This window comes from Microcoleus sp. N9_B4 (genome assembly GCF_036701635.1).
GTDB lineage: Bacteria > Cyanobacteriota > Cyanobacteriia > Cyanobacteriales > Microcoleaceae > Microcoleus.
This window is the reverse complement of record NZ_JAUBRC010000018.1, coordinates 1-15,112: the sequence shown is the minus strand read 5'-3', so window position 1 is coordinate 15,112 and position 15,112 is coordinate 1. Positions and strand designations below refer to the sequence as shown.

At 46.0% G+C, this 15,112-nt stretch carries 15 protein-coding genes; 10 read left to right on the top strand and 5 right to left on the bottom strand.

Going from position 1 to position 15,112, the window contains the following annotated elements:
• Window positions 1-23: 23 nt before the first annotated feature.
• From QUA43_RS13935 to QUA43_RS13905, 7 genes are all read left to right on the top strand, one after another.
• The gene (locus QUA43_RS13935) at window positions 24-665 is read left to right on the top strand and encodes a Uma2 family endonuclease (protein ID WP_333374647.1); all 642 of its coding nucleotides are present in this window, start codon (window positions 24-26) and stop codon (window positions 663-665) included.
• Between the two features lie 332 nt (window positions 666-997).
• Entirely contained in the window at window positions 998-1,732 is a 735-nt protein-coding gene (locus tag QUA43_RS13930) for a glutathione peroxidase (RefSeq protein ID WP_333374645.1), read from the top strand.
• A 200-nt stretch (window positions 1,733-1,932) separates the two neighbouring features.
• The gene (locus QUA43_RS13925; RefSeq protein ID WP_333374643.1) at window positions 1,933-2,904 is read left to right on the top strand and encodes a sodium-dependent bicarbonate transport family permease; all 972 of its coding nucleotides are present in this window, start codon (window positions 1,933-1,935) and stop codon (window positions 2,902-2,904) included.
• A 1-nt stretch (window position 2,905) separates the two neighbouring features.
• Window positions 2,906-3,217, top strand: coding sequence for a P-II family nitrogen regulator (locus QUA43_RS13920; RefSeq protein WP_223300725.1), 312 nt, complete (start codon window positions 2,906-2,908; stop codon window positions 3,215-3,217).
• A gap of 827 nt (window positions 3,218-4,044) precedes the next feature.
• Complete coding sequence (gap, locus tag QUA43_RS13915; protein WP_333374781.1) at window positions 4,045-5,076, top strand: type I glyceraldehyde-3-phosphate dehydrogenase; 1,032 nt, start codon at window positions 4,045-4,047, stop codon at window positions 5,074-5,076.
• A gap of 246 nt (window positions 5,077-5,322) precedes the next feature.
• Entirely contained in the window at window positions 5,323-5,688 is a 366-nt protein-coding gene (locus QUA43_RS13910) for a DUF1823 family protein (RefSeq protein WP_333374779.1), read from the top strand.
• A gap of 292 nt (window positions 5,689-5,980) precedes the next feature.
• Window positions 5,981-6,676, top strand: a complete 696-nt coding sequence (locus QUA43_RS13905; protein WP_333374642.1) for a CsgG/HfaB family protein — start codon at window positions 5,981-5,983, stop codon at window positions 6,674-6,676.
• A 249-nt stretch (window positions 6,677-6,925) separates the two neighbouring features.
• On the opposite strand, the gene QUA43_RS13900 is transcribed toward QUA43_RS13905, so the two are convergent.
• Window positions 6,926-7,651 carry a glycosyltransferase family 25 protein gene (locus QUA43_RS13900; protein WP_333374640.1) on the bottom strand — a complete coding sequence of 242 codons (726 nt, stop codon included), beginning with the start codon at window positions 7,649-7,651 and terminating at the stop codon, window positions 6,926-6,928.
• Window positions 7,652-7,812: 161 nt separating this feature from the next.
• A complete protein-coding gene (locus tag QUA43_RS13895; RefSeq protein ID WP_333374638.1) occupies window positions 7,813-10,116 on the bottom strand; it encodes a protein phosphatase 2C domain-containing protein in 2,304 nt (767 codons plus the stop codon).
• Window positions 10,117-11,050: 934 nt separating this feature from the next.
• Between QUA43_RS13895 and QUA43_RS13890 the strand changes: the two genes are divergently transcribed.
• Window positions 11,051-11,365 (top strand): hypothetical protein, encoded by a 315-nt coding sequence (locus QUA43_RS13890; protein ID WP_333374637.1) that lies wholly within the window; start codon window positions 11,051-11,053, stop codon window positions 11,363-11,365.
• Between the two features lie 82 nt (window positions 11,366-11,447).
• On the opposite strand, the gene QUA43_RS13885 is transcribed toward QUA43_RS13890, so the two are convergent.
• A complete protein-coding gene (locus QUA43_RS13885) occupies window positions 11,448-11,792 on the bottom strand; it encodes an NAD(P)H-quinone oxidoreductase subunit M (protein ID WP_333239357.1) in 345 nt (114 codons plus the stop codon).
• A 223-nt stretch (window positions 11,793-12,015) separates the two neighbouring features.
• Between QUA43_RS13885 and QUA43_RS13880 the strand changes: the two genes are divergently transcribed.
• Complete coding sequence (locus QUA43_RS13880) at window positions 12,016-13,215, top strand: AAA family ATPase (RefSeq protein WP_333374636.1); 1,200 nt, start codon at window positions 12,016-12,018, stop codon at window positions 13,213-13,215.
• Window positions 13,209-13,829 (top strand): DUF4276 family protein, encoded by a 621-nt coding sequence (locus QUA43_RS13875; protein ID WP_333374634.1) that lies wholly within the window; start codon window positions 13,209-13,211, stop codon window positions 13,827-13,829. The genes QUA43_RS13880 and QUA43_RS13875 overlap by 7 nt, the downstream gene beginning before the upstream one ends.
• Window positions 13,830-13,889: 60 nt before the next feature.
• On the opposite strand, the gene QUA43_RS13870 is transcribed toward QUA43_RS13875, so the two are convergent.
• Together QUA43_RS13870 and QUA43_RS13865 are read right to left on the bottom strand one after the other, a co-directional pair.
• A complete protein-coding gene (locus QUA43_RS13870) occupies window positions 13,890-14,411 on the bottom strand; it encodes a hypothetical protein (protein WP_333374632.1) in 522 nt (173 codons plus the stop codon).
• A gap of 186 nt (window positions 14,412-14,597) precedes the next feature.
• Complete coding sequence (locus QUA43_RS13865) at window positions 14,598-15,029, bottom strand: pentapeptide repeat-containing protein (protein ID WP_333374630.1); 432 nt, start codon at window positions 15,027-15,029, stop codon at window positions 14,598-14,600.
• Between the last annotated feature and the right edge of the window lie 83 nt (window positions 15,030-15,112).

The window sequence follows — 15,112 nt, the reverse complement described above, 5'->3', positions numbered from 1 at the left end:
CAACTTGTAAGGAGGTAATACCGATGCTGACGAGCGAGCTAGATACATTACTTAAAGAACAAGCACTCCAACGCCAAGATCCTGAAGATCGCTACCTTACCGATAGCGCCAACTGGGAACAATACGAGACACTGCTGAATCGGATTGGAGATGCGGCAGGATATCGAGTTACTTATTTAGATGGAGTTTTGGAAATTATGTCGCCTTCTCGCCGCCATGAAAGTAGAAAAACTCGCATTGGAGATCTGCTGCTTATTTATTTTGTAGAAGCTGACATCGAATATTTCCCTTTTGGGTCTACAACTCTGCGACAAGAGGAAAAACGTGGCGGTACGGAACCGGATGAAGCTTACTGTATTGGCACAGATAAAGAATTTCCCGATTTGGTAATTGAAGTGATTGTTACCAGTGGCAGCATCAATAAACTAGAACTGTATAGAAGGTTGAATGTGCCAGAGGTTTGGTTCTGGCGAAATGACCGATTTTCTATCTACCATTTGCGAGAAGAAATTCCGGTTGAATTCGTGTCCAACTGCGGTTATGAATTAATCACACAAAGCGAATTGCTACCGGGAATTGATATCGATATGTTGGGAGAATGTGTAAAAAATCCTCACCCGTTAGCAGCAGCAAAGGAATGGAGACAGAATTGCCGACCTACTTAAACAGCAAGTTTTAAATCTGCTAGCTGTCGCAAAGACAATGAACTGGGCTCGCGCGCGCCGCGAGATTGATTCGGACTATGAAATGAGAATTAAATAACTTACAATTTTGATGGTTCTTGTGGGATGGGCGTCCCGCCCGCCCCACAAACTTGTGTAAATTATTTAATTCGCGATCCTATGATTCAAACTATCGTCGCAAAGACAATGAACTGAGCTCGCGCGCGCGCCCAAGTCCGAGAAAAAAACTCGCCTACCCTTGACAACTCATACTCGTTATGAGTACGCTATAATAAGCAAAGGAATTGAACCCAAGTACCCAAAAATTTAAAATCATGCTGACGAACCAAGAAGGTCAAAGAGTACCCAAAGTCACCTTTCGCACTCGCAAAGACAACGAGTGGGTCGATGTCACCACGGATGATATATTTGCAGGCAAAACCGTAGTAGTCTTCTCCCTGCCTGGGGCATTTACGCCCACTTGTTCGTCAACGCACCTCCCCGGTTACAACGAATTGGCGAAAGTTTTCAAAGAAAACGGCGTAGATGAAATCGTTTGCATTTCCGTCAACGACACCTTTGTGATGAACGAGTGGGCAAAAGACCAAGAATCAGACAATGTGACGTTAATTCCCGACGGTAACGGCGAATTTACTCAAGGCATGGGAATGCTGGTAGACAAAACAGATTTAGGCTTTGGGAAGCGGTCTTGGCGTTATTCGATGCTGGTAAAAGATGGCGTGGTTGAAAAAATGTTTATTGAGCCAGAGGAACCGGGCGATCCTTTCAAAGTGTCCGATGCCGAGACGATGCTCAACTACATCAACTCCGCAGCAACCAAGCCGAAGGTAGTTTCGCTGTTTACAAAAATGGGCTGTCCCTTCTGCGCTAAGGCTAAGGCACTGCTGAGTAAAAATGGCTTGGATTATGAAGAAATCGTCTTGGGCCGGGATATCACAACTCGATCGCTCCGGGCTATGACTGGGGCTACAACTGTGCCGCAAGTATTTATCGACGGCAAGTTGATCGGTGGTTCCGAAGCCCTAGAGTCTTATTTGGGTGTTGCTTAGTTAAACACAAATACTTAGCCTGCGGGTGCACAGTGCAAACCTTCGTTGTAGGGTGCGTACTGTGCGCCTTTGCCGTATTTGGGGGTATTTAGCCCGATCGAGCTTCTGAGTCAAAAGTTCGATCGGTCTATTGATCCATTCTCGTGCAACAATTACTGGGGAAGTAATATTAAAAACGCAAGAAATGGGAGTGACCGATCGTGGATTTGAGTTTAGTATCGTCAAATATCTTAAATCCCCCAATATTAGCTTTTTTCATGGGAATGCTGGCAATTTTTCTCAAATCTGATTTAGAAATTCCAGCGCCCATCCCCAAACTGTTTTCGCTGTACCTGCTGTTTGCGATCGGATTTAAAGGGGGCGTCGAACTGTCTAGAAGCGGAATTGACCAGCAAGTCGCCCTGACAATTTTGGCAGCGATGCTGATGTCAATGCTCGTACCCATTTATACTTTTTTCATACTGAGGATCAAACTCGACTCCTACAATGCCGCGGCGATCGCAGCCACCTACGGTTCCATCAGCGCCGTCACATTTATCACCGCAACCTCCTTCCTCACAGCACAGGGGATCGACTTTGACGGTTACATGGTAGCCGCGCTAGCATTAATGGAATCCCCAGCAATTATAGTTGGTCTGATTCTAGTCAGTGTATTTGGCGGGGAAGAAGGAAAACGCGAAATAGTTTGGTCCGAAGTGTTGCAAGAAGCTTTCCTAAACAGTTCAGTTTTTCTGCTGATTGGCAGCCTAATTATGGGCGTACTGACAGGAGAACATGGTTGGGAAGTTATGAGTCCGTTTACTCAAGACTTGTTTTACGGAGTTCTGACTTTTTTCTTGCTAGACATGGGGCTGGTTGCTGCTAGCAGAATTAAAGATTTGCAAGAAGCAGGAATTTTTCTGATCGGCTTTGCAATCCTAATTCCCATAGTCAACGCAGTAATTGCTTTGGTAATAGCCAAATTAATCGGAATGCCACAGGGAGACACTTTGCTGTTTGCCGTATTGTGCGCGAGTGCTTCTTATATAGCAGTACCAGCAGCCATGCGCCTAACTGTTCCCGAAGCGAATCCAAGTCTTTACATTTCAACTGCCTTAGCAGTGACGTTTCCATTTAATATCATTGTAGGCATTCCCCTGTATCTATACGGAATCAATATGTTTTGGAGGTGAGATGATGGAGTCAGTCAAAAGAGTAGAAATCATAGCCCACTCAGTAGAACTCGGCAAGATTTTAGACGGTTTAGACAAAGCTGGCGTACCCGGTTATTCGGTGATTCGTGATGTCGCTGGAAAAAGCACTAGGGATCACGTTTCCCGTGATTCATCAATGACGGCGCTGGATAACATTTATGTGCTTGCTTTTTGTTCCCCAGCTCAAGTTTCAGCAGTTGCAGAAAACATTAGACCAGTGCTCAATAAATTTGGTGGGTCGTGTTTTATTTCAGATGCGGTGGAATTGCTAATTACTAGGTGCGTCGGGTAGTCATTAGTTATTAGTCATTAGTCATTAGTCATTAGTCATTAGTCATTAGTCATTAGTCATTAGTGATTAAGGATCGTGGATTAAATAACTTCGTAGGTTGGGCCCGTGGAACGAAACCCAACAATCAAGCGTGGCGTTGGGCGGAGTGAAACGGAGGGTTCGTTCCACGGGCCCAACCTACAAAAAATGCAACTTATTTAATTCTCATTCCTAAGCTGTTCGACATTTAAAAGAGGATAGTAGGGTGCGTCAGTACATAAGCGTTTCCCGCATCTACCGTAAGTGTTCTAGCTGACGCACCTTACCTGGTTCGTTAGTCGTTTAAATGCTCCACAGCTTAGTCATTAGTAATTATACCAATTCGTAAAAGTAGAGCTGCATATAGATTGTACGCCCTATGTGTAAGGACACGGCATTGCTGTGTCCTTGCGCGTATCTGCGACTTTAATCTTAGGCTTTGGTTCCGACAATCGCCACTGGTGAGAATGCAAATCCGTTTCGCCTTTAGAATAAGTTTTTTATTATTACTTTAGCCTGATTTTAAAAAAGCGATTTTGAAAATAATTTCTGTCTATTATAGCACTTTTACAATTTGACATAAATCAGCCATTAGCCATTAGTCAGCGGTTGTTTCAGGATGAATTGCCCTTCCCAGCCGGGGCAGAATTCAGAATCCTTAAGAGATAGAAAAGAATCAGTTGCAAAAATCCGTTAGCGTGGTAAATTCTAAGCCACCACAGGCGATTCTCTTCGTTCGCGTAGCCCCCGTAGGGGCGGGCTTCGCTAACGCCCGATCGACTAACGAGATTTTCAATAGGAGTTTAAACATGGCTGCATTAAAAGTTGGCATCAACGGATTTGGTCGCATCGGACGGCTAGTCATGCGTGCCGGCATCAAAAACCCCAACATCCAATTTGTCGGCATTAACGACTTAGTTTCGCCAGAAAACCTGGCTTATCTTTTCAAATACGACTCCACCCACGGCATTTACGACGGCGAAGTTGAAAGCAAACCAGACGGGATTGTCGTTGACGGAAATTTTATCCCCTGTACAGCGATTAGAAATCCTGCCGAATTGCCCTGGGGTAAATCCGGCGCAGATTATGTTGTAGAATCTACCGGATTGTTTACAGATTTTGAAGGCGCATCAAAACACTTGACGGCAGGAGCAAAACGAGTAATACTTTCAGCACCGACAAAAGACCCGGAAAAAGTTGCAACTTTTCTAGTAGGCGTCAACCACCACAAATTTGACCCGACAAAAGATACGGTTGTTTCTAATGCTAGCTGTACGACGAATTGTTTAGCACCAATTGCCAAAGTTATCAACGATAACTTCGGATTGGAAGAAGGTTTAATGACGACAGTTCACGCAATGACAGCTACTCAACCAACTGTAGACGGCCCCAGCCAAAAAGATTGGCGGGGAGGACGCGGTGCGGCTCAAAATATTATTCCATCTTCGACCGGTGCAGCAAAAGCTGTTACTTTGGTGTTGCCAGAATTGAAAGGAAAATTGACGGGAATGGCTTTGCGCGTGCCAACTCCCGACGTGTCTGTAGTTGACCTTACTTTCAAAACGGCGAAGGAAACTAGCTATAAAGAAATTTGCGAGGCAATGAAAAAAGCTTCGGAGGGCGAACTCAAAGGCATTCTTGGATATACTGAGGATGCAGTGGTTTCGACAGATTTTCAGGGCGACGCGCGATCGAGCATTTTCGATGCAGGTGCGGGAATTGAACTGAATTCTAAGTTTTTCAAAGTTGTTTCCTGGTACGACAACGAGTGGGGTTATTCTAGCCGGGTGATTGACTTAATGCTGTCTATGGCCGAGAAAGACGGAATTTTGAATAATTAATTTTTTGGGGGTGGCATTTTGGGCGGGCTCGCGTGCCCAACCCCTACTCCCCACAAACAAATTCCTATGATTTTTTGTGGAACGGGCCGGAGATCCCGTTCCTGATAATTATATAGCAACCTTCTCGGTAGTTAAAGCATTTTTAATTGCTGAAACAATTGGTTTCATCTTCCCTCTTTCCCAATGCCCAATGCCCAATGCCCAATGCCCAATGCCCAATGCCCAATGCCCCCTCCCTTCCTTTATATGTCTGAATTACCACCGCTGAATAACGAAACTATTTGGGCTATTCTCAACGAAGAAATCGACGATGCTGCCGTCAATCAGCTAGTTTGGCAGTATCTGGGCTACCGCTGCGATGCGGAGACTGGCAAGTGGAACAGTGCAGGTGTTGCAGCCGAGTGGCGCCAAGAGTACCCGGAACCGCCGGATTTTATCGATTCTAGGCCGGCGACAGTGAAATTGACTCGATCGACTCCTCCAGAAAACAAGCAGTTGCTGAAGGAAAAATTAGGCTTTAAAGGCTATAAAATTGGGGAATTCGGGCCCAGACAGACTCGCAGGGCGACAATGGCTAATTGGTTGATGGGTTTTATGGAATCTGGGGTGTAAGAGGAATTTTGGATGGCTGTGCGGTTCTTGCCACCGTTAGAGTACAGAGATATTAGATTTTTGGGCAGGAAAACCCCTAAATCCCTATAAAGGATTGAAAGCTTGATTAAACTCTTCCTTTCTTTCTCAGTGTCCTCTGCGTCCTCTGCGGTTAATTAACCAAAATTAAGCCTGTTGAAAGTCCAAACACACTAAAACCCGCCAATTCTAACCTCCTCACCCCCAACCCTGACATCGGACTGTTCCGTAAAGTATCCTAGAGTTGGCACAAAACAACTGTGAGGTAAGCTTTATGAAAACAACCACTATATCTCGCTTAACCAGCATTTCCCTCGCTACCCTAATGCTAGCCGGCGTTTCAGTCAATGCGATCGCCACACCAGCCACCATCAAACCCGCCACCCAACTCGCCCAAGCTACCGCCAAAAAGCGCCTCGTCGTCATGGACTTCGACTACGGCACCACCAACAGCTATTACAGTTCCTATCGCGGAGTCGGCGCCGCCAAAGGCATCAGCGAACTGTTAATCAACGAACTCGTCAACAACGGCACTTATACAGTAGTCGATCGCAGCAAACTCGAACAAGTGCTCAAACAGCAAAATCGCAGCGGCGCGATGGATGCCGGCACAGCAGCCGAAATTGGCAAACAATTAGGAGTTGACGCCGTACTCATCGGCACCATTACCAAGTTTAATATCGACAAACAATCCGGCGGCGGCAGTTTCATGGGAATCGGCGCCGGTTCACAAAAAACCAAAGCTACCGTTCAAATAGATGTGCGGTTAATCGGTACAGCTTCGGGAGATATTCTTGCCACTGCCAAAGCAGTAGGAGAGGCAGATCAAAGCGATTCTAATATTTCTGTCCGAGGTGTCAGCGGCAATTCTGGCAGCAGCAATGAAGACTCACTTTTGAGCGCGGCAGTTGACAAAGCCGTATCCCAAATGGTGACTAAACTTGCAGAGGTATCTAAGAAATTAGGTTAGCAATCAAGCATCATATCAAATATGCTGATACCAAATCCGGCTTAAATATTTCCTGGATCTCTTACTCTGTCCGAGCCAAAGTCGTGTCGCGTAAACTGCGGCATACTTTATTTGTATAGTTTGAGGTCAAAAGGTTCCAACCTCCTCCTTCATAAAGAGAGTAATAAACCCGGATTTGGTATTAATTATTTTCCGGGCAATTGTGCTCACAGATTCGAGTTGAGTAAACTATTTTAAACTCGAACTCAATTAAGTAGAAAGGCTACGCTTCAGCCATGTTTTGGTTGTTCTTGCGGCACCTGCCAATTGCCAGACCCCAGGTACACGGTCAAACCAGGCATTAGGATAGATGTCGCTACGAGAACTCCTTTGCCACCCCAGGTTTGGAGAAGCAATCAAGGTGACAACATCAGGATTTTGAGCTCGGAAAGTAGAATAAGCTCCGTCGAGGTGCATCGGACCGCCGTCGGGATGTCCCGGAGGTCGCTGTTGCAGTTCTTCCAGAAACCGCAGGAGGCGATCGAAAATCCTGCCATTTACAGCGTAAAAATGAGTGGTCATCACGCCCTCAGAAAAGGGAACGAGGGCGACAGGAGACTTTTTTTCAACCTCTTCGATGTGTCCGAAGTAGACGAAATCCCAATCTTGCTGACACAGTTGTTCGACGATAACAGCTTGGTGTGCTCTTAACTTTGGTGAAATTTCTAGGTCGTCTTCTACAATCAAGATATTGCTCAACCCCTGCTGTTTTGCCTGCTTGAGGATAGCTACATGACTGGAAAAGCATCCCCTCGCCCCAATGCTGGGGAAACCTCCAGCTTCGTCGGGGCGGATTGCAGGAAATATCTCAACCTTATGGGGCATGAGGGGCATCCCTGCTTCTTCTAATTCCTGGACTATGAGCTGGCGTCGGTCTTTCCTCTCAGGAAGATTTACGGCATAAACTCCCTGGAAATACTCTGTGATTTTCGTCATAGTTCGATCTCGCATCAAGAAGTAGATAAATCTTCGGCTGGCTAGACTCCGATTTCTATTGAAGTCTCTGTCTGCCTTAAATTCCTCTATCTTTAGCAACATGTATCTTCCTTTTTCTCAAACTTACTCAAATCCCCTCGGCAAAATATAGCAGTGAGAGTTTAATTAGCATTGGGATTTAAGTCAGAATCAACGCATTTTCCCTTTTGATTAGGGTTTAAGGCTAGGTTAGATACTACTTTAGAAACAGCAGCTTGTTCTTGAATCCATCCGATTTCCCCCGGTTGCAGCTTGGCGCTTTCTACTTCAACTGTTGGCTTAACTGCCGGGGAAGGCGAGGGAGTGGGAGTTGCCACAGCGGGAGATGGATTCAGTGCGGGTTTTGAAACTGTAGAAAAATCTTTATTTGACTCGGGTTTGGGAGAGTTCGATCGCACTATTTCAGGAATCGAACAAACTTTCAATTCCAGCCAATTGCCTTGAGGCGTAAGCTGTTTGTTTGTCACCTGCAAAACGCTGCCGGCGGGGACTGTTCCTTTGACAGTCAACTCACCGATTGCGCCTCGCAAATCCAAGCGATCGCCCTCTTTTTCCACTTCCCCAGCCGCAGAACTTTTAATCTCTATAAACGAGCCTGTTTCTAAAGATTTGACCGGAGAAGGTACAGATTCAACTGTTTTCTCCGGTGTGCTTGCAGGATTAATTAAACCGCGTTTCCCGAAAATCGACTCCCCGGCAGTATCGATCGCGCGACCCACCGGAGGGATGAAAAAATAAGCAAATACACCCCCCAAGCCTAATAAAAATAAAATTTTCAGCAGCAGCGAAAATAAACTTTTGCTTTTTTCCGGCTGTAACAACTGCGTTTTTGCTGGAGAATTCCCATCGCCAAGGCTTGTGCTTTCGGTCAAATCCGTTGGCATATCCTCGCTATCGGAAATTAGTTCGATCGGCGTATCTAAAGGTGCGACAGACAGTTCTGTAAAAGTATTGCCGTCTTCCCTCAAATGTGCTTGACAGTGAATTAAAGCAACAGTGACGTTATCGTGACCGTTTCTAGTATTAGCAATCTCAATCAGTCGATCGCGCGCCTTATCCAAATTAATGCTACCGTCGAGAATTGGCAAAATCTCCGCTTCCCAACATTCCTCAACCCGGTCTTTATCACTCAAACCGTCGGAACACAGCAGCAAAACGCAGTCTTCATCCACTGGAAAACGCTGCACAGTCGGGTGCAAAGTGTTGGACGAAGTAATCCCCAAAGCTTGAATCAGAGCTCCGGCGGCGACTTGTTCCAAAGCATCCCGGTAGAGAGAGTAGCCCAAACGCACCTCGCGGCAAGCCACATTATCATCGAGAGTAAGTTGATAGCAGCCGGTGCGGGTAATCCAGTAAGCCCGGCTGTCTCCGACGTGGGCGACGTAAAGCTCGTGAATGTGGGCTAAAGCCATAACTAGCGTAGTGCCCATCCGCTGGCGGCCTTGGCGGTGTTCGCTGTCGTTGCGACTGGCTATCTTGTCGTTAGCAGCACAAGCCGCCCGTTCCAGCTTGGAAGTCAGGCTCAACGGGTCCCAATTAGCCTGATGCAGGGGCATTTGCTGCAACTTGTCGCGCAGCACACCAATTGCTTCTTCCGAAGCGACTTCGCCGCCGTCTTGTCCACCGATACCGTCGCAGACGATCGCGCAAGCTTCCGCACCCGGGCTTCCTGCGAACAGCGTACCGCTGGGCGGATAGCAAGCATCTTCGTTGTGAGCGCGGGATCTGCCTACATCCGTGCCCGTGGCAATTTCAACGTGACGATCGTAAAATCGGCCGCATTTTGCCAAAGCTTTATCCAACTGGCCCATCAGTTGTTCGCCGTGGCGCACTTGACCGGCAACCATTTGCTGGCAAAGTTGCCTCAAAAAATTGGCAATAGCCGGGTGAGCATCTTCGAGCCACTGCTGCCACAATTTGCCCAACTGCGACAAATGAGGCGGTTTGCGATCGGGCTGCAATTCCAGAAACCGCACCAATTGCCCTTCCACCCGTAGCAGTTCGGGAGTCAGCAGCGTCGAAGCCACGCCCTGAGCGATACACGGCTGCCACAACTGGGCTATTTGCCACAGCCAATTGAGCTGGCGCATCGCTGCTGCTCCTTTCCAGGAGTCCGCCAATTCCGGCATTAAAGATTCCGTCACCTTCAAAATCGGCCCATTTTCCAGTAGCCAAATATCTCCCGAGAGCTTGCTCATCTTGGACGATACCAGGCCGTATACTTGAGGTACGTGCAACTGATAGGCAAACAGTCTCAGATAAGGAGTGACAACACTCGGAATCTCTTCGGGCAGTTCCGGCAAGTGTTCGGGTTGAGTATCGACAAGAAGTCGATCGCGCTTGACCAAGTAGCGACCAGCGATCAGATCGCCTGGCTTACACCCTTTGATCCCTTCACCTAAAGCCCATAAGTAGTGTTTTGCCACAGAGTTTTGCATAAGGGTTCCTGACGCCTTTGGGCAAGCGTGCTGATCTGAACTATTTTAGCGATTGAACCTCGACGGGTTGATACGTGGCGATTATTTGACACCCCCGCTTTCTCAACATACGGAGATTCTTAAGACTTCGCAGTCCTAATATCCTGATTTTTCAGGTTCCTCGGCTCACCACGTTTCCACTGTTGTGTGGGTAGTGATATCTCCTTACAATGTTTTAGGCGTGACTTTCCCCCAGTCCAGGGGTAGGTTTTAATGTCTTGTACTGACACGAACAGTTTACCATTTTGTTGACAGCCGGATGAATCTTGCTATGAGCTTTCAGGGTTAGACGATCGCGCGACACCCCAGTCATCGGCTTGAAATCACGCTGTTTTCAGCATATTCCTGATAGCGGCAATTTCCGAAGAAATCGCGATCGTCAAGTGAATTGAGATTTTAGACTAACTATAATGGTAGGATGCAGCTAGGTAGAAATCACCTGACCCGACAGGTATAAATAAATATCAATTCTCGGTTTTCTCGCGAAGGGTCATCTGTGCCTCGCGCCGTAGTTTCGCAAGAGAAGTTAAATTTAACCCTACCCAAAGACGGATACAAGCCCGCAGATTCATCTGTGGAGTCCATCTCAAATCTCAAATCTCAAATCGACTGACGGATGCCAGCCCCCGACAGGAGTCGTGGACAGCAAAAAAATTAGATATTAGTTCAAGCCCGCAGATTCATCTGTGGAGTCCATCTAAAGTATAAAATCTACAATCTCACATCTCACATCTACTGATGGACGCAAGCCCCCGACAGGAGTCGGGGAGAGAAAAAAAATTAGATATTTAGTTCAAGCCCGCAGATTCATCTGTGGAATCAATCTAAAATCTAAAATCTCAAATCGACTGACCGGCCTCTGCAAGCTGTTGAGTATTTAACCATGGCCCCACATGAACCCAGCGCCTTTTCCAAGAATGTGTCCGATCCGAAGCTACTGCCTGCAGTTGAAATAGACGAAATACTCACTAGCATTCAACATTCTCACAGTTTTTATTACAAAGTGATGAATCTTGAGGTTTGGGCGCTGGTGGAAACCTTGGATGGGCTGTTTCCCGGCGCTTGGGGTCAGTTTATGACCAACCGCCAAATTGCAGTTAAACAGTTTTTGGAGCGCGATCGTACTCCCAATTGGGCGGTTGAGTCCAAAGATGCCGGAACAGACGCAGAAACTATCGGCAGTGAAGAAGAAGCATGAAGGAAGAAGGAAGAAGGAAGATTTTCCCCCTCTGCCCCTCTCCCCCTGTGCCGAAACCCTTGCAATTTATATGTCTAGCAGCTTACAGGTGAATTTTGGCATCAACTTGAGGCAAGCCCATGCTGTAGTTGACAGCGCGGCTGTTGAGGTTGTAGCTGATTTGGCCTTTTTGTAGGAACGATCGTACCAAGTGCTCCAACTCCGAACCGATACGGCGGAGGTTGTACTCGGTCAAATCTTCGCCCTCGTAAGCGTCTACGAGTTGGTCGAATTTGGCATATACCTGTTTGACTGACTCGTCGTTCCAGTTAAGTTCGTTATCTGGGTCAATGTCGAGGGTCAAAAGGTCATTGCTGGGGACGAGTTCGTTGTCTTCGAGGATGGCGGTGTATATGCGAATATGGCGGGTTGTTGACTTAAGCTGCATGACTTCTTATGTGTAAAGATTTTTTGCTGAATTAATTGTAAGGGGTCAAAGACCGTTGCAGGAGAGTAGGTCGCCTGTTGTGTGATCGATCGGCATATCTCACTCCCCCTCCGACTTCAAGGCAAAGACTGGGAATCGGTAGTTTTGAAACCTACTTAATTCAAGACTAAAAACGAAAGCTTTCGTAAAGTATAATAGTTCAGAATTGGCATAGGAGGACAAGGTGGAAGGCAAGAGATTTATTCACTCCCTGCAACTGCAAAACTTCCTTTCCTATGGAAGTGAAGGGGAAAAAATTGAACTGCAACCCCTGAATGTATTGATCGGTACTAACGCATCCGGCAAATCTAACTTAATTGAAGCGATGGGAGTGTTGAAAGCAACAACTACCGACTTACTTGCTCCGATTCGTCAAGGAGGTGGTATCAGCGATTTTCTGTGGAAAGGTGAAAAAGGTACTCCCACAGCAAAAATTGAGGCTATTTTAGATTACCCAGAACGAACGATGCCACTGCGCTATCAGATTAGTTTTACCGCAGTCGGTCAGAGACTTGAAGTAGTGGACGAAGCTATAGAAGATAGGGCACCGCGCAATAGTTCTGAAAGCCAGCCATTTTTCTATTACCGTTATAACGATCGGGGTCGCCCTGTTATCAATGTTATACAGGACAACGAGCAGCAACCAAGGACGCTGCGGAATCTGCGGCGAGAAGATATCATTCCCGATCAATCTATCTTATCTCAAAGAAAAGATCCAGAACTATATCCAGAACTATCATATCTGGGAAATAAATTTGCAGACATTGGTTTATATCGTAACTGGCAGACAGGGAGAGATGCAGTATCTAGAAAGGCTCAGCAAACTGACTTGCCAGAACATCCCCTCCTAGAAGATGGCGGAAACTTAGGACTGGTTTTAAATAACTTACAGTATCAATTAGGAAGTAGGCTGATTATTGAAAAATTACAACTGTTCTACGATGCAGCCGAAGAACTGAGTATCAAGATTTATGGCGGTACTGTCCAGATATTCATCCGCGAAACAGGATTAATTCAGCCAATTCCCGCAACTCGTTTATCAGACGGTACGCTGCGTTATTTATTCTTAATAGCTTTACTTCTAGATCCAACTCCCCCGCCACTTATTTGTATTGAAGAACCGGAGATTGGCTTGCATCCCGACATTCTGCCTGCTGTTGCTGAAATGTTGATCGAAGCGTCACAGCGCACACAATTGATTGTGACAACTCATTCCGATGCTTTAGTGTCGGCTCTGAGTCCTGAGTCAGTGTTAATATGCGATCGGGATGATAGAGGAAGTCACCTGAACCGTCTCGATCCCGAACGACTGAAAAAATGGCTTGAGAATTACACTTTGGGAGACCTTTGGCGGATGGGAGAAATCGGGGGCAACCGATGGTAAAAGAGATTCGCATTTACATCGAAGGCGGCGGCGATGGCAAGAATACAAAGCAATTACTTCGAGGAGGATTTAGCATTTTTTTCAAAGAAATTGTGCAGGTTGCCCGCAGCAAGCAAATCAAGTGGAATATCACTGTTTGCGGTTCCCGGAATAATGCTTTTAGGGATTTCAAGAATGCTTTGACCGATCACCCAGATGCGTTTGTCATCCTTCTGGTTGACTCAGAAGCACCTGTTGTAAAGCAGTCGCCTTGGGAGCATTTGAAGTGGAGGGATAATTGGGATTCGCCTGGGGTTGATGACACTCATTGCTATCTCATGGTTCAAGCGATGGAAGCTTGGTTCATGGCGGATATTGATACTTTAAAAAGATTTTACGGACAGGGATTTAAACAAAATGAGATTCCTAAAAATATCAATGTAGAGACGATTGAAAAGGATTTGTTAGAACGAAGTCTGAAAGCAGCTAGCCGCGACACAAAATCGAAAGGCGAATATCAAAAGATACAGCACGCTTCCAAGCTGTTAGAAATGTTGGATGTTGACAAGGTTCGCAAGGCTTCTTCAGAGTGCGATCGTATTTTTACAACTCTCATCAAACTCATGGAGGATTGAAGCGATGAAAGTAGCCAAGGGCGCGAAGCAAGACAGGGAGAAAGGGAGGGCGGGCGATCGTCAATTTCTCGGAATCCCGAAATTTTTTAGTTGTTCGGCAGTCCAATTTTTGTAATATTCAGTTTTCTCTAAAGAATCGGAAGCTGGCTTCAGCTTAGAATTTACTTGAACAGTGAAGCCCGGATACGGCATCCTCCTAGTATGAAGCCCGTCAATATTAAAATCTTCTTCGGGATGGATGTGAAAAGCCAGCAAGCCCAATTCTGAAATCTGATTATTGAGTTTGTCTATCAATTCTTTAGTTTCGGGCGCACTAATTGCAGTTTTTTCGGGATTAATTACTACCATGATTTCAAATTCCGAATTGTAAAATTCATGAATTGATTTCATGATGGCAGAATCGCGATCGAACTCAGTCAGCGCTGAAAACCGCTCGATTTTGAATAAAATTTGATTAGCCAAGCGTGCCTTTTTAGCGAAGGGACAAATCGGTAAATCGCTGAAAACTGGATGCGGTAACTCGACAAACTCAGTCATCCATCTGAGGGTAGATTCTATAATTTCCGTGTCAGATTTATTCATCGAAAATCTATGTATTTGATCTTTCACACTCATCATACTTTATTTTTATGGAGGGCGATGCACACCATTGGTGTCAATTTAACGCTATTTCCCTCAGTCCGGCAGGGAATGAATTCCCTGGTGGACTTTCGGTTAAATTCACACCAACACATTGCCCACCTTGCTGTTTAATATTGGCGATCGAATTTATTTGTGAATTGTGCCGTCTGGCATAATTGCACCTGTGAGTGTTGCCTTGTCCAGATTTGCTCCAAGCAGTTTAGCTTCCTTCAGGTTAGTTTTCTCTAAGTTTGCATAGCTCAAATTTGCCCCACACAAGTTTGCAGAATTTAAGTCTGCTTCACTTAAGTTGGCTCGGTGTAGGTTAACCCCAGACAGATTAAAGCCACTCAAGTTTTGCCCGATCAGATTAACGCTCTGTAAGTTTACCCCAATCAAATTTACCCCTGTGAGGTTAGCACCATCCAAGTTAGCGCCTAAACAGTTTGCCCCACTCAAACTTGCTCCACTTAAGTTAATCCCAATCAACTTGGCATAACTTAAGTTTGTGCCCGTCAAATTTACCCCACTCAAATTCATGCCACTAAGGTTAACTCCTTGAAGGTTTACCCCAGTCAAACTTACCTGACAGGTGTAGGTTTTTTACAACGGGGTAGTATAAAGTCAATTAAACCAGGCGACAATAAGGGTGATGAGCAGGA